The organism is Paenibacillus sp. Aloe-11 (assembly GCF_000245715.1).
Classification (GTDB): domain Bacteria; phylum Bacillota; class Bacilli; order Paenibacillales; family Paenibacillaceae; genus Paenibacillus; species Paenibacillus kribbensis.
Genome location: NZ_JH601082.1, coordinates 11,977 through 34,670, shown reverse-complemented (window position 1 = coordinate 34,670; position 22,694 = coordinate 11,977). Strand labels below are relative to the sequence as shown.

The 22,694-nt window shown below is 47.0% G+C and carries 18 protein-coding genes and 2 riboswitches; of the genes, 9 read left to right on the top strand and 9 right to left on the bottom strand.

The window, feature by feature from the left end:
- Positions 1–247: 247 nt before the first annotated feature.
- Positions 248–1,117, bottom strand: a complete 870-nt coding sequence (locus tag WG8_RS25060; RefSeq protein ID WP_043891431.1) for an AraC family transcriptional regulator — start codon at positions 1,115–1,117, stop codon at positions 248–250.
- Positions 1,118–1,365: 248 nt separating this feature from the next.
- On the opposite strand from WG8_RS25060, the gene rlmN reads away from it, so the two are divergent.
- From rlmN to WG8_RS25045, 3 genes are all read left to right on the top strand, one after another.
- The gene (gene rlmN, locus WG8_RS25055) at positions 1,366–2,463 is read left to right on the top strand and encodes a 23S rRNA (adenine(2503)-C(2))-methyltransferase RlmN (protein WP_007433099.1); all 1,098 of its coding nucleotides are present in this window, start codon (positions 1,366–1,368) and stop codon (positions 2,461–2,463) included.
- Positions 2,464–2,602: 139 nt separating this feature from the next.
- Positions 2,603–3,304 (top strand): dihydroorotate dehydrogenase electron transfer subunit, encoded by a 702-nt coding sequence (locus tag WG8_RS25050; RefSeq protein WP_007433098.1) that lies wholly within the window; start codon positions 2,603–2,605, stop codon positions 3,302–3,304.
- A complete protein-coding gene (locus WG8_RS25045) occupies positions 3,285–4,217 on the top strand; it encodes a dihydroorotate dehydrogenase (protein WP_007433097.1) in 933 nt (310 codons plus the stop codon). The genes WG8_RS25050 and WG8_RS25045 overlap by 20 nt, the downstream gene beginning before the upstream one ends.
- A gap of 98 nt (positions 4,218–4,315) precedes the next feature.
- Here WG8_RS25045 and WG8_RS25040 read toward each other — a convergent pair whose 3' ends face one another.
- The gene (locus WG8_RS25040; protein ID WP_007433096.1) at positions 4,316–4,498 is read right to left on the bottom strand and encodes a hypothetical protein; all 183 of its coding nucleotides are present in this window, start codon (positions 4,496–4,498) and stop codon (positions 4,316–4,318) included.
- Positions 4,499–4,620: 122 nt separating this feature from the next.
- Between WG8_RS25040 and WG8_RS25035 the strand changes: the two genes are divergently transcribed.
- Together WG8_RS25035 and WG8_RS25030 are read left to right on the top strand one after the other, a co-directional pair.
- Positions 4,621–6,288, top strand: coding sequence for an ATP-binding protein (locus WG8_RS25035; RefSeq protein WP_007433095.1), 1,668 nt, complete (start codon positions 4,621–4,623; stop codon positions 6,286–6,288).
- Positions 6,285–7,022 (top strand): response regulator, encoded by a 738-nt coding sequence (locus WG8_RS25030; protein WP_007433094.1) that lies wholly within the window; start codon positions 6,285–6,287, stop codon positions 7,020–7,022. The genes WG8_RS25035 and WG8_RS25030 overlap by 4 nt, the downstream gene beginning before the upstream one ends.
- Positions 7,023–7,072: 50 nt before the next feature.
- Here WG8_RS25030 and WG8_RS25025 read toward each other — a convergent pair whose 3' ends face one another.
- Entirely contained in the window at positions 7,073–8,092 is a 1,020-nt protein-coding gene (locus WG8_RS25025) for a 2-hydroxyacid dehydrogenase (protein WP_007433093.1), read from the bottom strand.
- 17 nt (positions 8,093–8,109) lie between these two features.
- Positions 8,110–9,165 (bottom strand): AEC family transporter, encoded by a 1,056-nt coding sequence (locus WG8_RS25020; protein WP_007433092.1) that lies wholly within the window; start codon positions 9,163–9,165, stop codon positions 8,110–8,112.
- A gap of 292 nt (positions 9,166–9,457) precedes the next feature.
- Between WG8_RS25020 and mmuM the strand changes: the two genes are divergently transcribed.
- A complete protein-coding gene (gene mmuM / locus WG8_RS25015; RefSeq protein ID WP_007433091.1) occupies positions 9,458–10,405 on the top strand; it encodes a homocysteine S-methyltransferase in 948 nt (315 codons plus the stop codon).
- A 180-nt stretch (positions 10,406–10,585) separates the two neighbouring features.
- Here mmuM and WG8_RS25010 read toward each other — a convergent pair whose 3' ends face one another.
- From WG8_RS25010 to rhaB, 5 genes are all read right to left on the bottom strand, one after another.
- Positions 10,586–12,910: a GDYXXLXY domain-containing protein gene (locus WG8_RS25010; protein WP_007433090.1), complete on the bottom strand. Its 2,325-nt coding sequence runs from the start codon at positions 12,908–12,910 to the stop codon at positions 10,586–10,588.
- Positions 12,911–12,995: 85 nt separating this feature from the next.
- Complete coding sequence (locus WG8_RS25005) at positions 12,996–13,892, bottom strand: helix-turn-helix domain-containing protein (protein ID WP_007433089.1); 897 nt, start codon at positions 13,890–13,892, stop codon at positions 12,996–12,998.
- Between the two features lie 235 nt (positions 13,893–14,127).
- Positions 14,128–14,973 carry a rhamnulose-1-phosphate aldolase gene (gene rhaD, locus WG8_RS25000; RefSeq protein WP_007433088.1) on the bottom strand — a complete coding sequence of 282 codons (846 nt, stop codon included), beginning with the start codon at positions 14,971–14,973 and terminating at the stop codon, positions 14,128–14,130.
- Positions 14,974–15,039: 66 nt separating this feature from the next.
- Positions 15,040–16,296: an L-rhamnose isomerase gene (rhaA, locus tag WG8_RS24995; protein WP_007433087.1), complete on the bottom strand. Its 1,257-nt coding sequence runs from the start codon at positions 16,294–16,296 to the stop codon at positions 15,040–15,042.
- Between the two features lie 17 nt (positions 16,297–16,313).
- The gene (gene rhaB / locus WG8_RS24990; RefSeq protein WP_007433086.1) at positions 16,314–17,792 is read right to left on the bottom strand and encodes a rhamnulokinase; all 1,479 of its coding nucleotides are present in this window, start codon (positions 17,790–17,792) and stop codon (positions 16,314–16,316) included.
- Between the two features lie 330 nt (positions 17,793–18,122).
- A riboswitch (purine riboswitch) is annotated at positions 18,123–18,226 on the top strand.
- A 158-nt stretch (positions 18,227–18,384) separates the two neighbouring features.
- Here rhaB and WG8_RS24980 point away from each other — a divergent pair.
- From WG8_RS24980 to WG8_RS24970, 3 genes are all read left to right on the top strand, one after another.
- A complete protein-coding gene (locus WG8_RS24980) occupies positions 18,385–19,002 on the top strand; it encodes a xanthine phosphoribosyltransferase (protein WP_007433085.1) in 618 nt (205 codons plus the stop codon).
- Complete coding sequence (locus WG8_RS24975) at positions 18,996–20,306, top strand: nucleobase:cation symporter-2 family protein (protein WP_007433084.1); 1,311 nt, start codon at positions 18,996–18,998, stop codon at positions 20,304–20,306. The genes WG8_RS24980 and WG8_RS24975 overlap by 7 nt, the downstream gene beginning before the upstream one ends.
- A gap of 674 nt (positions 20,307–20,980) precedes the next feature.
- Positions 20,981–21,165: riboswitch (cobalamin riboswitch) on the top strand.
- A gap of 200 nt (positions 21,166–21,365) precedes the next feature.
- Positions 21,366–22,694 (top strand): ABC transporter substrate-binding protein (locus WG8_RS24970; protein WP_007433082.1); only part of this gene is annotated, 1,329 nt, incomplete at its 3' end.

Sequence of the window (22,694 nt, the reverse complement as noted above, 5' to 3'; positions counted from 1 at the left end):
GTTTGAACCTTATAAATACAAAACCAGTCGAAGCACATAGATAAAACAGATAAAGTGTTAGGCTGGTTCTGTTTTATCAGGGTATGATGGCCTATTGGCAAAATGTGATGAAACTACATAATTTGATTTTTAACCTTTGCTTATTATGTCGACCATCTGTCCTTATCGCCGCTATCCGAGGCGCATTAAGCCAGAGTAGGGGGTAAAAAGGATTGAACCGACTACGATACGCAGTCGGTTCGTTTGTTTACTTTTTCATAATCGGAATCCAAACCTCGCAGCGGTAATCCTCTGCACGGGAATTCCCCATGGTATAGACTTCCAGCTCGGGGCCGCCTGAATGCTCATAATTGCTGGCAGGGAACCATTCCTGGAAAATTCTTTGCCATACCTTTTGAATCGAGTGAGGCATAGGGCCGATAGAGGTAAATACAGCCCAGGTTGCAGCCGGAATGGTTCTGGCTTCTAGTCCGCTAGAGGCTGCTACGTCCTCACTGCCTTCTGCGGCAATCAGGTAGCTAAACGTCTCCTCTCCGTGCTTCATGTCCAGACATATCCCGAGTATATCGTCGCCTGTTCCCAGGGCATGAATGCGGTCAGATGTGCCATCTGCGTTAAGCTGGTCCCAGAATTTCGGAATTTCTCGCATATTTTCACCGTTTTTAGTGGTGACTTGAATGGACTTGCCAATGACCGTAAAGGCCGCTTTCTCTACAATTTTGTAATCCATTTCCTGATCTCCCTTCAACGATAGATGGAAGGTGATGCGCGGGAAGGCTTTCAGGTTAACCCCTGGACTTCTGGCCTCAGTGGGAGAAATACCGTGTACCTTGCGGAACGCTTTAGAAAAAGATTCGGGGGAATCATACCCGTATTTGAACGCAACATCCAGCACTTTGGTGGTAGAAAGACTCAATTCCTGAGCAGCCAGGGTCAATCGACGTTTGCGCATATATTCTGCTACCGTGACACCGGTCAGCATATAGAACATTCGTTGAAAATGAAAGGGGGACGAGTAGGCCGCCTTTGCAATTTCATCGATATCGAGGGGCTGCTGCATTCTCTCTTCCATCAGATCGAGCGCGTTCTTGATCCGAAGCAACCATTCCAACCGTATCACCTTCCTTGGTCGTAATCATATCATTGATAGTGTCTGTAATCCTGTCATTGCGTGCTTTTGTGGAACAGGATACCATCAGCCTGCCCCCTTGTGTTCATAATTAAAATTTGGGACAATAGAAGAAGCGTTTGAATAGCGCAGAGCGTTCAAACATGCTATGATGCAATGATAGTTGAGACGAGTCGTGATGGCTAGGACTTATATATAGAAATACGAATTTTATTGCTTTGAAAAGAGGATCGAACATGAAAAAGGAATCCATTTATGGATTAACGCTAGACCAATTGACAGCATGGCTCATGGAGCATGGACATAAGAAATCTCGTGCGTTGCAGGTATGGGACGCATTGTACCGGAAGCGGATTACCGATTTTGCAGCGATGACGGAGGTTCATGAGAACTGCGTTCGTCTGCTGGAAGAGCATTTTTCCATAGAAACATTGGAAGAGCATGTGAAGCAGCAGTCGGCGGACGGGACAGTCAAGTTTTTGTTCCGGCTACAGGATGGTAATTTGATAGAGACTGTATTGATGAGTCATAAGTTTGGACTGTCTGTATGTGTGACGACACAGGTGGGCTGTAACATTGGATGCAGCTTCTGTGCAAGCGGATTGTTGAAGAAGAGCCGTGACCTGTCCAGCAGTGAAATTGTAGAGCAAATCATGAAGGTGCAGCTGTATCTGGACAAGGAACGTCCGGGCGACCGGGTCAGCCACGTCGTTGTGATGGGGATTGGTGAGCCGTTTGATAACTTCGTGAACCTGTCCGACTTTATCCGGGTCATTAAGGATCATAAAGGGCTGGCGATTGGCCCACGGCATATTACCGTATCCACCAGTGGACTTGCCGATAAAATCATTGAATTTGCAGATTCCGATCTGCATGTCAATTTGGCGATTTCTCTCCATGCGCCGAATAACGAGATTCGTACCCGTATTATGAAAATCAACCGGGCGATTCCGATTGAGAAGCTCATGCAAGCGATTGATTATTATCTGGACAAAACGAACCGTCGAATCACGCTGGAATACATTTTGCTGAAGGATGTTAATGATGGTAAAGAGCATGCGCTGGAGCTGGCTGAGCTGGTAGGCCACCGTCGCAATTTGGCAAATGTAAACCTGATTCCGTACAATCCGGTGGATGAGCATAGCCAATACCAGCGGAGCGAATCGGAATCCATTACCGGCTTCTATGATGTATTGAAAAAGCAGGGCATTAGCTGTAGTGTTCGGCTGGAGCATGGAGTCGACATTGACGCAGCCTGCGGACAGCTGCGCAGCAAGCAAATTCGCAAGGATGCCCAAGGCAGTCGCAATTCGGAACGCGAAGCCATTAGTTAAATACACAAGCGTATTCTCTCACAGGAGTACGCTTTTTTGTACCACAAACCTGAGGACAAAACATCATCTGGGAATGTGAAAATAGTCACGTAACAGTTGCTGTTTTTACGTTATAGTGAGTGGTTAGTGGAGGGGTTATATGGCTAACGTAATTTCGAATGTGGCGCTTGTTCCGGGCATCTATGTGATGAAAATTGAGGGCAATTTTAGAGGAAGAATGGGGCAGTTCTACATGCTGCGCAGCGGGAGGAATTATCCACTGCTACCCAGACCTATTAGCATTTATGATATCGGGGAAGGTTATATTTCCTTTTTATACCGGGTTGTTGGAGAGGGGACAAGCCTGTTTTCCCAGCTACAGCCGGGTCAGGAGATTCAGCTGGAAGGACCGTTCGGCAATGGTTTTCCGCAGGTGGAGGGAAGCCTGGCTTTAGTTGGCGGTGGAATGGGGACGGCTCCATTGCTGCTGGCTGCGAAGCATTACCCGCATGCGCACGTTTATCTGGGTTTTGCACAGCAAGCTTTCGGGGTTGAGGCATTCGAAGCTGTGGCGGCATCTGTGCAAGTCAAGGTCGGAGGAAGCATCATTGAACAGGTCGATCCGGCTCGCTATGTGAATATGTTTTCCTGCGGGCCGACTCCAATGCTACAAGCGCTCGCGCTGAAAACGGAGGGGAAATCGTCCCGTTTATATATTTCAACAGAAAGACACATGGCCTGTGGTATTGGCGCATGTTTGGGCTGTACAATGCGTACCCGTGAAGGCAATCGCAGGGTATGTAAGGAAGGGCCTGTATTCCCGGTAGAGGAGGTGGAGTTTGATGATCTCCATGGCGTGTAATATTGCGGGTGTAGCGTTCAAGAACCCGATCATTATGGCTTCCGGTACGTTTGGCTTTGGACGTGAATATGCCGAATTCTATTCTCCTGAATTATTGGGCGGTATCGTCGGCAAGGGACTGACCCTTCATCCGAAGGCTGGCAATATGGGATCACGAATACATGAGACAGCATCCGGCATGCTCAATAGTGTGGGGCTGGAGAATCCGGGGGTTGCCGCCTTTTTGAAGGATGAGCTGGATGATATGACTCGCTGGAACACGGCTGTTATTGCCAACGTGGGCGGCTCCAATCTGGAGGAATACGTTCAGGCCGCAGCTATGATTACGGAAAATGCACAGAAACGCCGCACGATGAATCGCAGGGGCGTCGATATGCTGGAATTGAATATTTCATGTCCCAACGTCAAGCAGGGCGGGATGCAATTCGGCATCCAGACGGAGGTGGCGCGGGACGTCGTGCGGCAGGTGCGCAACGTTACGGCGCTTCCACTGGTCGTCAAGCTGTCTCCCAATGCAGAGAACATTACACAGATGGCGGTTATGTGCGAGGAAGAAGGTGCGGATGGGGTTTCGCTGATCAATACATTTTCTGCGATGAAAATTGATATACTTCGGCGACGGAGTGTCTTTGCCAACACGTATGCAGGTCTTTCCGGCCCGGCTATCAAGCCGATTGCCTTACGCATGGTTCATCAGGTGGCGCAGGCGGTGTCGATTCCGGTGATCGGGATGGGCGGCATCAGTTCTGTGGAGGACATTATTGAATTCATCATGGCAGGGGCAGCGGCAATCCAGGTGGGAACGTATAATTTTGTCCACCTACACGCAGGGTCTGAGCTTGTATATGGTCTTGAACAATGGATGCAGCGGGAAAAGGTGCAGTCGTTGGATGAGATACGAGGAATCCTGTGAATTTCGTATCCGTTTGTATAAACTCAAGCATACAAACCGACTTGTCTCCCTGGGCAAGCCGGTTTTGTATTTTATTTTACCGAAACAGCCAAGCTCAATTAGTGGTTAATATCGCACTTGTTCAAGATGAATGAAATTTGATTTTCCAGCCGATGGATGGCTTCCTTGGATGCTTGGTCGTTGCCACCTTGTTCCTGAAGCGCAGCGAGCTCTTGCTTGAGCTGGTGAAGATCCTGCCCTGCATTGGCGCAGTTGTAATTACTTTCGAGATTGTCAATCATCCGATATCCTCCATTTCGTTAGGTATACGTCCTTATTATGGAGAATTGATTCTTCCTTATTCAGCATATTGTTTTATTTCAGACAAAGGGTGCGTTTGTTGTCATTGGAGGTTTTTTAGAGCTTGAGAAAGAAGCTGGTGATGGGGTTGCGGTTAAAAGGTAAGTCGAAACCGAGACGACAGTTCAAAGTTTCGCTACAGTTCATGATTATTATTTTGGTTGTTTTAGTTATCATTATTTCCTTAATTATATCCTTGCTTCTTATTCGTAGTTTCGTAATTGACAAGCATTTTGATAATACGAAGGAAAAACTTTCGGGTATTGCCAAGGTGATCGCAAGTGACAGCGATGTTATTCGAAATGTCGAGCAGGGAGTTCCTGTGAAGCAGATTCAGGACTATTCGCTTAGCGTAATGAATAACGTGAATGTGGATTTTGTTGTCATTCTGAACCGCGATTTAATTCGACTGTCCCATCCCAATGAAACGATGGTTGGCAAACCGTTCTCTGATTTGAATGATGCCAGAAGAACGCTATCCGGCCAGGGGCACTTTTCTGAGAATATAGGTATTTTGGGCAAAGGTTACCGATATTTTGCACCGATATTTAATAAACAGAATGAGGTCATTGGCATTGTATGTGTAGGACTGACCATGAGAACCCTAAATCATGATTTGATGCAGGCGCAGTATACCATTTTTGGAGGACTGATGCTGGGTCTCTTTAGTGGAGTTCTGGGCGCGATCTTTTTGGCTCAAAAAATCAAAACGATTTTATTTGGGCTTGAACCGCAAGAGATAGCAGCACAATTACGCGAAAAAGAAATTATTGAAAATGAGGTCGCTGAAGGAATTATAGCCATTTCGGCTGACAAGAAAATTATGCTCATGAACAAGGAAGCTCAGGCCAAGTATCAACTGGCAAACCAGGATATGAAGGCCCCGATTGGCGAGCAGGTAGATACCAACTTTTATAATGTGCTCTTCAAGAGAGTGTTTGATGACAAGAAGAAGATCAAGGATCGCTCATTTTATGTGAATGGTATAGAAGTCATTGCGACAGTAACACCTATATATGTTGACAATGAGTTTTTTGGGGCAGTTGCAACGCTGCGCGACCAATCCGAGATGATTCATCTTAGCAACCAGTTAAGTGGTACCAAATATTATATTAACTCCCTTCGCGGACAGACTCATGAATTTATGAACAAAATGCATGTGATATCCGGACTGATTGAGATGAGGCAATATGCAGAGGTCAGTCAGTATATTCAGCAGCTAAATCACCGGTATCAAAATGAGGTAGGCTTTCTGACCGAGAGAATTAAAGTTCCGGCATTAGCTGGTTTTATTATGGGTAAGATCAACGAAGCACGAGAACAGAATATTGCGGTTCTTCTTGAAGAAAGCTCAGATGTCTCTAATGTAGAGATGCAGGACATTGTTCATAATGTCATCCACATACTGGGCAATTTTATGGACAACGCCATAGACTCGATCTTACAAAAAAATCAGCCCGGTAGAATTGAGTTGAAACTGAACTACGAGTGTGAAGGAAATGTGTTCATTCTGAAAGTGAAAGATAACGGTATGGGGATTGATTCTGAGATGCAAAAAAGAATATTCCAGCATGGCTTCTCAACCAAAGGAGAAGACAGAGGTTACGGCTTGAATCTGGTTAAAACCATGGTGGACAAGCATCAGGGCATCATTGAGATTGACAGCCAACCTGGCCTGGGAACAAGTATATATGTAGAGTTGCCCTGTATATTGGAGGTGACAAATGAATGAAAGTTCTGATTGTTGAGGATGATCCGATGGTGGCTGAGCTCAATCAACAGTTTATTGAGCGCATGGACAATCTGGATGTGGTATGCAAGGCAGATACCGTCAAGAAAGCACAGGATTGTCTTCAAAAATGGACACCGGATCTGGTATTGCTGGACGTTTATTTACCCGGAAAAAGCGGATTAACTTTATTATCACATATGCAGGAGCATCAGTATCATGCGTCCGTTATTTTAATTACGGCTGCAAAGGATATTCAAACGGTGAAGGAAGCTGTTTTTTATGGAGTTGCGGACTATTTAATTAAACCTTTTACATTCGAACGATTTAAGCTGGCTGTTGAGAAAATCCAGCGTTTGGCCACGGTGATGGAGGAAGGGAACGGAATTAATCAAGCTGTCATTGATCATTATTTTAATAAAGAAGAGCATACGGGTATGGAGAAGAAAGAACCTCCTGAACATCCATCCCAAAATCTATCGAAAAACCTGTCCAAAAATTTGTCCAAACTGACCATGACCACGATACTGAAGAGCATCAAAGAGCTGAACGGACCATTTTCCGTCGAAACCTTAGCCAGAGAAGTGGACTTGTCCCGTATTACGGTGAAAAAATATATTCAGTTCCTGGTGGATGATGGATTCCTGATTGAATCCATAGAATACCACAAGGTTGGCAGGCCGCTAATGCTTTATCAGTTGAATCCAAATTTAAAAGAACCGCCATTTCCATTGTAATCTGGAAATGACGGCTCTTTTTTTATCCAGCCAGAATGCGAGCTTTCTAATTATTTCATAGAGAGAACAGGAAGTGGGACCAGATTGTCCGAAAAATGAGTTGTAAGTATATCATGGAAGTTGTCGTAGCTGGTTTCAATCATGTTGGATAACGCTGTAACGGTATTCGAGCCAGCATGAGGCGTTACCAAAACCCTTGGATACAGCTCCACAAGCTTCTGGATCGTTGGATCCGGGAGCATTTGCCACGGGTCAAATGATCTGAAAAATAATTCATCCTCTTTAGGGAAGACATCCGTAGCGAACCCTTCCAGATGGTTGCTCAGCAAAGCGTCCAAAATGGCTTGGTTATCTTGTAATTCTCCACGTGAGGTATTGATAAGAATAGATCCCTTTTTCATTTTTTCTAAAAAGCTGGTGTTAATCATTTTGTCGTTCTGTCCCGGCAGATAAGGAACATGCACACTGACGACATCACTCTCTGCGAGTAATTCATCTAAGGTTGTGAATGGAATGACTTCCTTGGCCACGTCGGATTGGTACACATCATAGCCGATAACAGAAGCTCCTAATCCTTTAAACAATTTGGCTTCCGTCAGTCCAATGCGACCGACCCCGATAATCCCAACTTTGCAGTTATGGATCTCTTTGCTGAATGTATGCTCGTCCACAATGAAATTTTTGAACGAGCTTTTGGTAGTCATATAGGCAGTGTGACGGAACAGCATCATAGCCAGAGTTAAGGAGAGCTCGGCAATGGCATTCGGAGAGTAGGATGGGACGCGTGCGACCTTCATTCCGAATTCGCTGCAGGCATCCAAATCAATGTGGTTGATTCCCACTGTTCTGGTGAAAACATATTGAATACCGTATGCCTTGAATTTCGTGAGATTCTCTCGATTCGCAGCGCAGTTTCCTCTTAACAAAACAGCATCGTGATGCTGTGCCAATTCCGCGTTGCTGGAGGTTAACAGCTCTTCTACCAGCGTGAGCTGGAAGTTGTATTTATTGAGGTCATGGAAATATGGTTTCTCATAAGAACGGACGCCGTAGCAAATGATTTTTAACATGTTGTTGTCCCCCTGATTTAGAAAATGCCAATTTTATCAATGATATTGAGCGTAATGATCCACACTGGAATCATGACGACAGAAGTTATAGTTGATAGAAGCGACGCATTGGAAGTCAGAACGGCTTCCTTATCAAAACTGATCGCATAGGCTGCGGCTACGGTAGCTGTAGGAGTAGCCATCATAATGACAATAGTAGATAAAGCGACAGTATCAACCGATAGAATATGAGATACAGTTAGCAAAGCCAGCAAAACGATGTTAACAATGGGTACAAGCCAAACCTTAACGACGCTGTAGTACCAAGAGGTCTTGTCCGTAGCTGCCGACTTGAAGCTGATCTCCCCCAATGTCGAGCCAATCGATAACCAGGCTAACGGAGAAGCTAGTCCGGCAAGGTAGGTCATGGGTTTGAACAACCAGACAGCGGTTTGATCAATTCTTAGAAAAGCGAACTGCTGAATGGCCCCATCCTCTGTAGCTACGCTCATCTGTGGCAAATAACCCTGAAACAACCAAACAAACAAGCCTAGAAAAGTGGCGATAACAATCGGATTCAAAAACATGGTTTTGAGGTTTTTAAGCTCCATTTTTAAGCCGCTCATTTTGATATAGCCATAGGAGTATAAGAAAATACGGTAGCCTATATTAAAAATGGAACTGTACATAACTCCGGTAGGACCGTAAATGGCCCCGACAATCGGAATTCCGAAAAAAGTAGTAGAACCGAAAATAGTCAACACCCGCAAAACATCTTGTTTATCCTTGTTGTAACTTAGGAAGAAAGGCTTCGAAATAAAGATGAGAATAATATAGATTAGAATTCCCCATACTAAAACATTCATGCCTTGTTTTAACATTGTAGGATTGATATCCTGCATGAAGGAATTAAAGGCTAGTGCTGGTAGAGCCACGGTTAGAACAACCTTGGATAACAGCTTTCCTACGGCTGCGGTAAAAATCCCCTTCTTGCGGCAAAAGAAACCAAGCAGGATAATAAAAACGGTGGAAGCGATAGAACTGACAATATTGTTATCTGTTAAGGTCGCTGTAATCATTTCTAGTAAAGACATAGTTAAAACCCTCTCTTGTACCTTTTTTCACATGGATGACGATGCAAAATGTGACGATGCAATTCCCTGATCTTTTGGCCAAAGTTGTTGGTTTGCACCTTTATAGTAAAAAAACTTTGTGAAAAAAAGAACAATATCTAATTAATTTAACTTATGAAACTAATTTAAAAAATTAATACGTTACATCAGATGGGCAAATAAGTGGTACTCATCAACATACATGCTATAATATAAATCATTAAATCCCACTTAATTAGTGGGTTAAATAGACAAGACGAGCAGGAGGGGCTACATGAATCCGATACAACATATACTGGACGAATATCCGCTGATCGTGCTGGATGGAGCAATGGCGACCGAGCTGGAACGTCAAGGGCATGATCTGAACGATAGCTTATGGTCAGCGAAAATACTTCATGAGCACCCGGAGGCGATCAAGCGCGTACATAAGGATTATTTTGAAGCTGGCGCAGACTGTGCGATTACGGCGAGCTATCAGGCCACCGTCGAAGGCTATGTTCAACGGGGCCTGAGTGAAAATGAGGCGCTGGAGCTGATTCAGTCATCGGTGCGGATTGCTGTGCAGGCACGGGATGAATTTTGGGCCGAAGCTGCGAATGCGGCCAATCAGCAGCATCGTCCCAAGCCGCTGGTCGCGGCTTCTGTCGGACCCTACGGGGCGTTTTTGGCGGATGGCTCCGAATATCGCGGTGATTACGAGCTGAGCGAAGAGCAGCTTGTCGAGTTTCACAGACCGCGAATGAAGGCTCTTATTGAGGCCGGGGCAGATATTTTGGCTTGTGAAACGATACCCTGTCTGGTCGAAGCCAAGGCCATTGCCCGATTGCTGAAGGAGTTTCCCGGCACATATGCCTGGATCAGCTTTAGTGCAAAGGACGGGCAGCACATCAGCAATGGCGAGACTGCCGCGGCGTGCGCTGAATGGCTGAATGACCATGAGCAGGTGGCTGCTGTAGGGCTCAACTGCACCTTGCCGAAGTTCATTCCATCGCTTATTCAGGAAATGCGCAGCCATACGGATAAGCCTGTGGTGGTGTACCCTAATCTGGGGGAGGAATATGACCCGGTCACCAAAACATGGCACGGCCATACTTGTGCAGAGACGTTTGGGCAGAGTGCCCGCCAATGGTATGAAGCAGGAGCCCGTCTGATTGGCGGCTGTTGCCGGACTCAGCCACAGGATATTAAAGAAATAGTGGCATGGTCGAGAGAGGTATAGACGGGGATGAGCTTAGGGGGAAGGCTATCCATTAAGGAAGACACCCTCGAATGACCCCTGAAGTAACAAGCAGGCTGTACCAAGTTGTCCTCCAGCAATGGAGAAGCTTGGCTCAGCCTGCTTTTTTTATAGTATGAGTACTTTTGGGGCCGACATCCTTCGCTGCTTTTGCCGATTAGGTCAGCTTTCTGCCAGACGCTCCAGCAATGCATCGCCATTGCGGCTGACCCGAATATAGGCGTAACGAGCGTCCTGCTCAACAGTACGTCCGGTTCCTTCGGGAATGAAATAATTCTCAATACCGTACTGAATGCGGGAACCATCCCACCGTCCGTTCAAGACAATTTCATGCTTGGCAAGCTTTTCACCCTCCTGGTACAAGCGATTAGCGACGTACACGCCTTGGCTACCAGGTGTAAGGACAACTTTAACCTTGCCTCGCTTCCAATCTTCCTCCTGAAGAGGGTTCATTGAAGAAGGAGGCGGGGTAGAAATATCGTAGTTCAGTACAACGTAATCGCCTTGCAGCACGGAACGCGGGTCTACAGGAGCCAGCTTGAGCTTAACGGAAGCACCTGTGGCGAGTAAGGTCTCACTTCTGGCGGTTTGATAGCCGATCATGCCCAGTTGCAGCACGATAACGATGGCGATGAGCAGCGGGCTTAGACGCATAAAGCTAAAGCTGTGATGATCAGCTTCGGACGCTGCCTTGCCACTATGAGGCGTCCGGCGATCCAGCCACCAGGTAATGCCGAGTGCAAGGACGCCCAGCAGCGCCAGCGTAAACGATTTGTACAATAGCGTCCACAATAAGTCATAGTATTTGAAGCCGATAAAAATAAACCAGAACACGATGCTCGTTATGGCGGCTGATTTTTGTTTTAGACGGATAAAGGCGAAGACCATGCCTGTAACAACCACAAAATAAAAAACATTAATCAGCATATAAGAGTGTGGAAAGACATCCTCGAAAAACGTCGCCCAAAACAGGAACAACAAACTGAAAAATAATGAGCTATCCCGGAGATGCTCTCGTAAACCTGCTTTGAATACAAAGTAGCTTATCCCATATAACACGGTATTGACGAAGAAGAGAGCAAAGATAATAAACTCATAGGTCCAGCTCCACCGTTCCCACTCCTGAAGCTGCTGAAATAAAATGGTCGCCAGATTCAGGTTCACAAAGACGTAGGCAACAAAGAGCTGCCGTTTCCCCCTGGAGCGAAACCATCCCGCGATAGAAACGAACAGAAACAGCACCGAAAGCAACGTCTGATCTGACCATAGAATGGCAGCCAAGCCTGTAATATAGCTGATCGTCAGCAGGGTATAACGTATGACAGAATCCAGCCTGGATTCTGGAATAACAATCATCGAAAGCATAAGCAGCAAAGACACACCCAACAATACATATTCGGTGTGATTTACATTCGCGGTAATGGTAATCAGTCCGATCAGAGATATGCTGCCGATCAGCACTCCGACCACCTTGATCATGCGGGATACGGCTTTGCTGATCCATTCACCGCCGAGTTCCTCGGGAACGGCTGTTTCAGCCGCCGGTGTACTCATGTCTGGTGTCTCTACACCAGGCTTCGCAGCGTCCCGTTTTTGCTCGTCGGTTATTTCTCCGTCCTCCGGTGATGATTTGCCCAAGCGGTTTAAATAACGGAAAAACCATACATTACCTGTCAGCAGCAGCGCCACAAAAATCAAACCAAATACAAAAAACAGAGAAGAGGAGTACGCCTCTGCCAGTTCGATAAATTTAAAGACAGCAAAAGCAGAGGCCGCCAATGCATTCAAGGTCAGCAGCGTTTTGCTCAGTCGAATCTTAATGAATACATAGAATCCAATAGCAATTATAGCGACGCACGGTAAATTCATGACAAGACCGTATTCATCCAATGCAAAAGAGTTAGTCATCGTCAGCAAGGCTATATGGAAGACGATAAAGCTTATATATTTTAGCGGTATAGAGCTTAGACGGCGCAGGAACGTGAATAGAAACAACCCCAGATTGACCAGTGCGAATACCCCGGCTATGGACAGTGATTCCAGCTCGCTATAGGACGCGCTTTGCATCGTCGGATAAAAATAAAGCCATAGGCCGAGATGGATCAGTACATAGGACAGCACGTAAAAAGGATTATAACGGGTAATCCAGCTAAGCAGCAGAGCCGGAACGGACCAAATCAAAAACAACCCGTAGCTGTCCGCATGGGAATTGTAAATTTGACCGAGCAACGCCACGGAAACACCAAAGGCTATACAGCCGGCCACCAGAAATATATTGGACAGAAAAGCTTGTTGACCGGGAACGGCGCGTATACGTGCAAATACAAAGGATAAGCCGTAGAACAGAACAATAAGCGCAGCAGCCAGCACAATTTTGACCGTCCGATCCAATCCACCCCAATTAGAGGCAAAGAAATAAATGATCGCGGCCAGTACCAGTGAGATGCCCAGCAGATAGCCCGTACGTATCGCATTGAATCGCAGCATGAAATTCACGTACCTTTCCTGTTGGTTTGATGCCTATTATAGCGTTGAAAGGGCTGAGAACCAAGTGCGAATTAGGATCAGGTCATTAAGCATTGGCGGTACGGATCTCTTGCCGGGACTGGTGCCGGAAGCGATACTCACGTGGCGGGATTCCTGCTGTTTTCTTGAATGCCTTGGAGAAGGTGGATAAATCGGTGTAACCGATGGATTGGGCAATAATCGACAAGTTGTAAGTCGTCTGGTCCAGTAATCTTTTGGCTTCGTTAATCTTGAGGTTTTGCAAATACTTGGCGGGAGAGATGAGGAAGGTAGAATGAAATTTGCGTGAAAAATGCGCACGGTCCACCCCTACATGCTCGGCAATTTGTTCAATGGTAATACGATCACAGTAATGCATATCAATGTAATCCTTCCCCTGCTGGAGCCAATAATCAGAGCCTGCAAAGCTGCGAAGCGCGTCAGACGTGTTCCGGGACAGCTCCTCGAAAATCTGATGGAGTGTAATCAGGCGGGCTAGATCGCTGCCCTGTCTGTTGCTGTCATGTACAATGGAAAACAGGTTGGAGATCAGTACGAGAATTTCCTCGCTCACTGCGTTAGCCATAAAAGGTGAAGAAGGCTTGATTCCGATCCGTTCCAGTAGCGCCAGGGACTTGGGTCCTTCAAAGGCAATCCATACCTTTTGCAGCGGGTTCGCCTGATCCGTGTAATATTCATGTGCGTGATGCGGAAAGAAACAGAATAAATCGGACCTTTGGACACGCTGTCTTTTGTGCTGGTAAATAAACTCTGCCTGGCCTTCAAGCACGAAAATGAAATAAAAATAGGGCACAGCCTTAGGGCCCACATGACAGCTGGTTTTCGAAATATCCATCCCGAGTCGGACTGGCCATATGGCACTGGATTTTTCCAGTTCGGTAGCTGTGAAGTAATGGTCTTCCACGATGTCGAAGTGATCTTCATTCTTTACTTTTTTCATCATACGTCACCTCTCCTTTGGTGGAGATAAGGGGATTTTGAGTTTATTGTATATAAAGGAAAGAATAATTACAAGTTAATTCATAGGAATTTGGGGTTATTAAGATAGAACAGAGCTCCTTATGCGATATCAGCATAAAAGGTGATGGTCCGATAGGAATAGGAATGACAAAGGCCCCATGGCCTGCGTGAGACAAGCCGTGGAGCCTTTTTAGTTGAACCGATAAGCTTGATTATGCTTATACGTTTAGAATTCCTTTTCTTGGAGTAACGTTAAAGGCTTTGGCTAGATCGGCCAATTCCTGATCCGTAATCCGTTGCTGAATATCATGGTGTGCAATGAGCATATAAATTTGCGCTGCTTTTTCAATCGTTTCAATCAGGCCAAACGCTTCATCAATTGAGCTGCCTGTTCCGAAAATGCCGTGATGAGGCCATAATACAGCGTGATGATTCTTCATTTTCTTTGCCGTTTCGCGGCCAATTTCACTGGAACCCGGCACCATCCAAGGGATCACGCCGATACCATCCGGAAAGACGACGATGCATTCGGTGCACATTTCCCACAGGGTTTTGGTGAACTGGTATTCATCCAGGCTATGAATGAACGTCATCGCAATGACATGGGTGGCATGATTATGGATCACGACACGGTGGTTAGGATCAACCTTCAAGCGCTCAATGTGACTCATAAAATGCGAAGGCAATTCGCTGGTAGGCACCGCATCATGCTTGAGGCCCCACAAGAGTTCCAACTGTTCTCCATCCTGGGAGACACGAAGGACACCCAGATTGGCTTCAGGATCGGCAATGACGTTCTTAAAATATTTGCCTGATCCAGTGACGATAAAATATTTGCCAGCTAGCTCATTCACTGGAAAAGCAGGTTTGATCGTACGGATAACATGATGGATATCCATATATTTTGCAACTTCGGCTTCATCCAGAATATAGCTTACATTCCCTCCGTTGCGTTCATCCCACCCGAATTTCCACATGTTTTGTGTAATCTCCGCCATCTCGCGAACGAATGGAATATCGAGCCCCGACTTTCGTTCTTTTTGATTTTCCAGCACAGTAGTCATGTATGATCTCTCCCTTTGTATAATATAAAATACAAGCTTATCAATGCAGTAGTTGCCGTTTCAGAGCTATCGTTTCAACAGTACTTGTTGTTCATAATCTTTCGCTTCGGTCAGCCATTCTTCACGAACAGGAACACCGTTTTGAGCACAATAGTAATCCCATACGGCACCGAACGGATACGATTTAAATTCCTCAACCAGGGCAAGGCGAGTCGTGAAGTCTCTTTCCTCCTCTGCCTTTTTTAGCTCCTCAATCGGTTCCAGCATGGCGCGAAGCAGTGCTTTGATGGTGTTGCGTGTGCCGATGACCCATGCAGCCACATGGTTGATGCTGCCATCAAAGAAATCAAGGCCGATATGTGTTCGGGAAAGCAAATCCCCACGAACCAGCTCGCGGGCAATGTCGAGCAGTTCGTCGTCCATGGTCACGACATGGTCGCTGTCCCAACGAACCGGTCTGCTGACGTGGAGCAATAATTGATCGGTGAACATGAGCACGGACGACAGTTTGTTCGAGATGACCTCCGTTGGATGGAAGTGGCCGGCATCGAGACAGATGGATTTGCCGCGTGTCAGGGCGTAGCCCATATAAAATTCATGTGAGCCAACGACATAGCTTTCCGAGCCGATGCCGAACAGCTTGCTTTCAACCGCATCAATGTTGTATTCTTCGCTGATTTCCTCGCTGAAAATTTCGTCCAGCGCATCGCGCAGACGTTCTCTTGGAGCCAGGCGGTCAACCGGGGCATCCTTATAGCCATCCGGCATCCAGTGATTTGTAACACAGGGCTGACCGAGTTCCTTGCCAAAATACTCGGCAATCCTGCGCGATTTTTTGCAGTGCGTAATCCAGAAATCACGAATTTCCGGGTCCTTATGGCTCAGTGTGAAGCCGTCCTCCGCTTTGGGATGGGAGAACAGGGTTGGATTAAAATCAAGCCCAAGCCCTTGCTGTTTGGCCCAATCCACCCAGTTCTGAAAATGGCGTGGCTCCAGTTGATCCAAATCCACCTGCTCTGTCGTATCCGCATAAATAGCGTGCAGATTGACCTTATGCTGACCTGGAATGAGCGATAGGGCCTTTTCCAAATCCTGACGCAGCTCAGCTGGCGTTCCTGCTCTGCCCGGGTAGCTGCCCGTTACCGCAATCCCCCCGCTCAGCTGTTTGTCCTTAAACAGGAATCCCTGCACATCGTCTCCCTGCCAGCAGTGGAGTGATATTTTGATTTCTGAAAGCTTGCGCAAAACGTCATCCACCTGAATACCGTGGCGGGCATACAGCTTTTTCGCTTCGTTATAACTGGCTTCAATGGCTTCGTTCATGGCTTTATACTCCTTTATTAAGATATCTGAGTAGTGGACATGGTTTGTCTCTTAAGGTGTTCCCAGCGATCCAGCAGCTCTTTCGATCCTTCCAGCAATTGTGGCTTATAGAGGCGAGTCGAGAAGGATTGGGCAATGACTCTGCCAGCAGCTTTGAGGTCTTCAAGGGCACCGGAGCTGATTAGTTGCACGACAATATTACCGATAGCTGTAGATTCAGAAGGACCTGCCTGAACCTCAATTTCCAAAAGATCGGCTGTTAGCTGGCATAGTAGCTCGTTGTTAGCGCCTCCGCCGACAATGTGCAATTTGGCAACCGTTTCGTCCGTTAAACGTTGCAGCTCATGTAAGGCATCCCGGTAGCTTAAGGCCAGACTGTCAAAAATACAACGGGCGAGCGCACCCGGCGTCCGGGGGATAGGCTGCCCCGTGTCTTCGCAGAATCGCTGAATCTCAAGGGTCATGCTATCCGGATTCAAGAATGAGGACTGGTTGCAGAGGACGAGACTGGCAAACGGTGTCTCTGCCGAAGCCAATTGGGTCAATTCGGCAAAGCTGTGTGCGGAACCACCCTCTCTTCTCACCTCCTGAATCATCCACAAGCCCATAATATTTTTCAGAAAACGGTACGTACCGTAAGCCCCCCACTCATTGGTGTAGTTCGCCTGCATGGCCGCCTTTGTATTTAAGGCTTCGGATTGTTCCATTCCCAGTAGTGACCACGTTCCGCTGCTAATATAAGCCCAGGATTCCTCACGTTGTGATGGAACTCCTGCAACAGCTGATGCGGTATCGTGCGTAGGCACAAGAATGATCTGACAGTCCGGAAGATTGTACTTTTGAACAAGCTCCGGCAAAAGGGAACCCAGAACCCGTCCAGGCTCAGCAAGCTCCGAAAATTGATCGCGCCGAAGCTGGAGCAGGGACAGCAGGTCTTCATCAAACTCCCGGGTGTTCACGTTGAGAAGCTGCATCGTGGATGCATTTGTCATTTCATTGACCATAATGCCTGTAAGGCGGTAGTACAGATAATCAGGCACCATCAATATTTTATCCGCCTGGGCAAGCTGTTCCCGATCATGGACGAACAGTTGATACAACGTATTAAAGTTGAGTTCCTGAATGCCTGTTTTCTCATATACATCTTCTCGACTGATGAGCTGGTGCAGCCTGTCAGGCGCATGAAGGGTGCGTGCATCACGGTAAGCGTATACCTCATGAATGCGATTGCCTTCCTTATCAAGCAGCACGTAATCTACAGCCCATGTATCAATGCCGAGCGTACAGGAATGAATCCCGTTCTGTTTAGCTTTTTGCAAGCCCTGAATAATCTCTTCCAACAGATCGTCGATATTCCAGTAATCATGTCCGTCCTTTTCGGTAAAGGAGTTGTTGAACCGATGAAGCTCTTGCAAGTGAAGCTGGCCACCTTGCAGAGTTGCACTCACGAGTCTTCCGCTTGAAGCTCCAATATCAACAGCAAGATAATTATTCATATCCAATCTCCTTGCATGGATAAAATACCGGCAGTGTTGAATAGTCTGCCTTTTGTTTCTTAACTAACTCCATACTACTTCCGTTTATCTGTGTAGTCAACAGAAACGGAAGTATATTTTCTGTTTTTATTTTTGTTTTTAAAATTATATATAAAATTGAATGTTGTTTTGTGTGGGTTTTCATTTTTTGCTTTCTGTTTTCTACCATATATGTACCTTAAATAGAAGGTGATGTGCTTTACCGATTTTCAAATTGTGGAAGCTTCTTCAGGTGCCGCTATTTGTATGAAAAATAGTCTTGAAACCACCAGCCAGAGGGTGTAGTATACAAGATATCAATTTCATATAACTCGTATAATATTGGGGATATGGCCCAAAAGTTTCTACCGGATGACCACTGCAATCGTCCGACTATGAGTGATAGCGCATCGGCTTCGGATGAATGCGGACATTTATTTGTGCCCCAATCCGTCAAGGGACGATAACCCCAAGGACAGGCTTCACTTGAGAAACAACTCAAGGGAGCCGGTCCTTTTTTGGTTTTGGCAGATTTTATTCTATTTTCAGGTACAAAAGGAGCGATATCGGCGTAATGAAAGCTTTGGAGGAACGTATTCGTCAAGAAGGACAGATTTTATCCGACACCGTGTTAAAGGTAGATTCTTTTTTGAATCATCAGGTGGATACAGCGTTAGCATTGGAAATTGGCAAGGAATTCGCACGCCTGTTCGGCAGTGCCCCGATTACCAAGGTGCTTACAATTGAAGCCAGTGGTATTCAGTTTGCGATGGCTACAGCCATTGCTCTGGGTGTCCCGTTCATTTATGCAAAGAAAAAGAAGGCAATCACACTGAATGAGCAGGTATACTTCGCTGAGGTTCATTCGTTCACACGGCAGGAAACCTATCAGGTGAGCATTTCCCAAAAATATCTGGATGCCAGCGACCATGTGCTGATCGTGGATGATTTTCTGGCTACTGGCGCAGCCTTGGTTGGGCTTACGGATATTGTGAAGGAAGCGGGAGCGGGGCTGGCCGGGGTTGGCTGCGTCATTGAAAAGAGCTTTCAGGAAGGACGCGGACTATTGGAGCAAAGAGGCATTGCTGTGCGCTCTCTTGCGCGTATCGCTTCCATGGCACCAGGCGAGGTTCATTTTATAGAGGAAGCTGATGCGGTGATTCCTCCCGTTAAGGAGAATGTGGGATGTTAAGCAAACAAAAGTTATTTGCGCTGGGCTTCCAGCATGTCATGGCGATGTACGCCGGAGCGATAGCTGTACCTCTGATTGTAGGAGGAGCGTTGCACCTGACGCCAGCCCAAATGGCCTATCTGGTAGCCGCCGATCTGTTCACCTGTGGGATTGCCACGTTGCTGCAGATTATGGGTACAAGGTTTTTCGGCAGCAGATTGCCGGTTATTCTGGGCTGTACGTTTACGGCGGTAGGACCGCTGATTGCGATTGCCTCGACCTCGAACCTGGCGACCGCGTACGGGGCCATTATTTTATCCGGTATATTCGTGGTGCTTGCGGCACCGCTGTATGGCAAGCTGCTGCGCTTTTTCCCGACGGTGGTTACCGGCTCGGTCGTTACCATTATCGGTCTGTCCCTCATTCCGGTGGCGATGAACAATGTAGCGGGTGGACAGGGCAGCGCAGATTTTGGACAGCCGCGTAATTTACTGCTGGCGTTGGTTACACTGCTGGTTATTCTGCTAGTAAATAGAGTAGCCAAGGGCTTTTTACGTTCGATTTCCGTGCTTATCGGTTTGTTTGCAGGTACTGTGGTCGCTTATGCGATGGGAATGGTACATTTTGCTCCCGTGGCGGACGCCTCATGGGTGAGTGTTGCGCAGCCGTTTTATTTTGGCAAGCCGGAGTTTAGCATTATGGCGGTATGTACGATGATTATCGTCAATATTGTCAGTATGGTCGAGTCTACGGGGGTTTATCTGGCAGTAGGCAAGGCGATTGATCAGAAGGTGGAGCAGAAGCAAATCGTCAATGGACTTCGTTCCGAAGGACTTGCGATTATGCTGGGTGGTATTTTTAATGCGTTCCCTTACACAGCCTTCTCGCAAAATGTCGGACTGATTTCGCTGACTCGTGTCAAATCGCGTAACGTTATTTTTGCAGCAGGGGGAATCATGGTTGTTCTCGGTTTGTTGCCCAAGCTGGCAGCCTTGACGACCGTCATTCCGAATGCCGTGCTGGGCGGGGCGATGATCGTCATGTTTGGCTCGGTCGCTGCATCTGGCATGTCCATTTTGTCAGAAGTGGACCTGCGGAAGGAAAACAATCTGCTGATCGCGGCATGCAGCATTGCCGTAGGCCTCGGCTCTGCCGTTCTACCGCAAATGTTCGACCAACTGCCGAGCTTTGCCAAAATGCTGCTGCAAAACGGCATCGTATCCGGCTCGATTACCGCGATTGTGTTGAACATCGTTTTGACGAGAAAACAGGGCGATTCAGTCAAAGGCGTGAATGTGTCGGAGGTTCCGCAGAAGGTTGGATGATTTAAATGAAAGCCGGAGAGAGGACGTAAGCCTCTTTTTCCGGCTTTTTGGCATAGGCTTTGTATGAAGCTGAGGAATTTAGAATCTACTAGAAGAATTTGCTAGAGTGGTAGGAAGAGGCATGGTATAATCTAAATTATGGATTTTGAATAGTGGTGGATGTTTTCGGACCACGGCGCAGCTTCCCGAAAGGGGGTGAAGCCGATGGTCAACCTTGTGTCGTGCTACGATGTGTTGCGTTACTAAGCCTGGTGTTTAGTATTCGTAAACTTTATCGCTGGCTGCGTCGGAAATTTCGGAACAAACGAAAACCCACCGCATAATTAGGTTAGGCTCCTAACGGTGGGTTTAGCTAAGTACTTAGCGCGCCGTGGTGATCCACAGCCTTTCAAGTCCTAAGAGTCTTTGCCGTTGGCGCGGCGAAGGCTCTTTTTTAGTATATGGACACGGTGGGTATCTATATACCTAATTTTATCACGTCTATTAAGTACACGCAACGTGAATCCATAGCCCTGATTCTCACCATATCGTTCAAATTTAAATTATTTCGCAGCATTTGTTGACAAGCCAGTAGCAACAAAATAAGATAGTCCTAAATCGTAATATAAAGGAATAAAGGAAGAAAACAGGTGCGAGCCGAACTTTCCACATACAGGGTTTTATTCAGACCTTACTGCATTGCTGTTCGTGTTCGCTTAAAAGGGAAGTTCGGTACATTCCGACACGGACCCGCCACTGTATACAGGCATCAGCAGGGGACTGCTGGAGCTTTCAGAACAGCCACTGGAACTGTGAAGAACCGGGAAGGCCTGAAAGGTACGCCTGGAGTCAGGAGACCTGCCTGTTTTAACATCACTGTCAGACCCACGGGATGCTGGGGAGGTGGTTAGGCGTGCTGCATACGGAATGTCTGAAACCGACCTACCCCCTTTTTTAAAGGGTGCAGAGGGTGAGCTTTGGCATTTTAATGAAAGCATTTCTGACTGCTGATCATGCGGTCGGGGATGCTTTTTTCGCGTTAGGCTATATGATTTTACAAGATAGAGGGGGATTCATGGAATGATGAGCAATCGTAATAGGCGTTCATGGTTCATATGTACGGGATTGCTGCTGCTAATGGTAGTTATGGCTCTTTCGGGATGTGCCACAACCAATAAGACGGTGGACAGCTCCGGCAAGGGTGAAAACACACCCACTAAGCAGAACGCAGCGGATAAAAAGCTGGTGATGGCATACACTTGGAAACCGTCAGGCGTTGACCCGCACGGAGATAATAGCTGGGATGTTATGCGGTCCGGTGCAGGTGAGACACTTGTCCGTTTGAATGAACAGCTGGAGCCTGTAGCTTGGCTGGCGAAAGGGTGGAAGCAGGATAGTCCTACCGTCTGGACGTTCAGCTTGCAGGATAAGGTTACTTTTCATGATGGAAAAAGTATGGATGCAGCCAGCGTCAAGGCTTCACTGCTCCGTTCTATTGAAAAAAGCCATCTGGCGAAGGATTTGCTGGATGTGAAGTCCATTGATGTAAGCGGTCCGCTGGCGTTGAAAATCACGACAAACCAGCCGAACGCGGCGCTGGTGTCCAATCTGGCTGATCCGTCGACGATTGTGCTGGATGTAGCGTCTATGAAAGATGAGCAGAGCTATCCTGCGATGACAGGTGCTTTTAAAATCAAAGCGTTCAACAAGGATCAATCACTGGTCGTAGAACGCTATGACGGATATTGGGGAGAGAAGGCTCATCTGGCTGAAGCGACGATGAAGTTCATTACGGATGGCAATTCGCGCCTGATGGCGCTGCAATCCGGTGAGGTGGACGTAGCGACGGATATTCCGGTGGATAACGCGGAGGTGTTGAAAAAGAACGACAAGCTGCAGGTGCTGTCGGCTCCTTCCTTGCGTACCCATATGATCGTGTACAACATGGAGTCGCCTGTGTTCAAAGACGCAGCGAACCGCAAGGTTGTGGACAGTCTGATTCCACGCGCATCCATTGTGAGTGCGGTCATGAGAGGCTTTGGTACGGAGGCCAGCAGCCCGTTTCCGAGCATTCTTCCTTTTGGCAAGGTTGAGCGTAAAGCACTGGACGGAACGCCGGAGCAGCTGCTGATAAAGGATGGCTGGCAAAAGGATGCCCAAGGCACATGGACCAAGCAAGGCAAGCTGTTCGAGGTTACGCTGCTGACCTTCCCTCAGCGGCCGGAGCTATCCGTAATGGCTGAGGTCATCCAGAGCCAATTGCTGAAAGAGGGGATTCAGGTCAAGATTCGCAAGGTAGAAAATATTGATGAGGCGTTGACCAAAAACGATTGGGATTTTGCCATGTACAGTACGCTGACGGCCCATACAGGGGAGCCACAATATTTTATGGATACCTTTTATTCTTCG

Excerpts from the sequence above, each read along its gene's own strand:
- rlmN (WP_007433099.1), top strand. The coding sequence starts at position 1,366 with ATGAAAAAGGAATCCATTTATGGATTAACGCTAGACCAATTGACAGCA.
- WG8_RS25050 (WP_007433098.1), top strand. The coding sequence starts at position 2,603 with ATGGCTAACGTAATTTCGAATGTGGCGCTTGTTCCGGGCATCTATGTG.
- WG8_RS25045 (WP_007433097.1), top strand. The coding sequence starts at position 3,285 with ATGATCTCCATGGCGTGTAATATTGCGGGTGTAGCGTTCAAGAACCCG.
- WG8_RS25040 (WP_007433096.1), bottom strand. The coding sequence starts at position 4,498 with ATGATTGACAATCTCGAAAGTAATTACAACTGCGCCAATGCAGGGCAG.
- WG8_RS25030 (WP_007433094.1), top strand. The coding sequence starts at position 6,285 with ATGAAAGTTCTGATTGTTGAGGATGATCCGATGGTGGCTGAGCTCAAT.
- WG8_RS25025 (WP_007433093.1), bottom strand. The coding sequence starts at position 8,092 with ATGTTAAAAATCATTTGCTACGGCGTCCGTTCTTATGAGAAACCATAT.
- WG8_RS25020 (WP_007433092.1), bottom strand. The coding sequence starts at position 9,165 with ATGTCTTTACTAGAAATGATTACAGCGACCTTAACAGATAACAATATT.
- mmuM (WP_007433091.1), top strand. The coding sequence starts at position 9,458 with ATGAATCCGATACAACATATACTGGACGAATATCCGCTGATCGTGCTG.
- WG8_RS25010 (WP_007433090.1), bottom strand. The coding sequence starts at position 12,910 with ATGCTGCGATTCAATGCGATACGTACGGGCTATCTGCTGGGCATCTCA.
- WG8_RS25005 (WP_007433089.1), bottom strand. The coding sequence starts at position 13,892 with ATGATGAAAAAAGTAAAGAATGAAGATCACTTCGACATCGTGGAAGAC.
- rhaD (WP_007433088.1), bottom strand. The coding sequence starts at position 14,973 with ATGACTACTGTGCTGGAAAATCAAAAAGAACGAAAGTCGGGGCTCGAT.
- rhaA (WP_007433087.1), bottom strand. The coding sequence starts at position 16,296 with ATGAACGAAGCCATTGAAGCCAGTTATAACGAAGCGAAAAAGCTGTAT.
- rhaB (WP_007433086.1), bottom strand. The coding sequence starts at position 17,792 with ATGAATAATTATCTTGCTGTTGATATTGGAGCTTCAAGCGGAAGACTC.
- WG8_RS24980 (WP_007433085.1), top strand. The coding sequence starts at position 18,385 with ATGAAAGCTTTGGAGGAACGTATTCGTCAAGAAGGACAGATTTTATCC.
- WG8_RS24975 (WP_007433084.1), top strand. The coding sequence starts at position 18,996 with ATGTTAAGCAAACAAAAGTTATTTGCGCTGGGCTTCCAGCATGTCATG.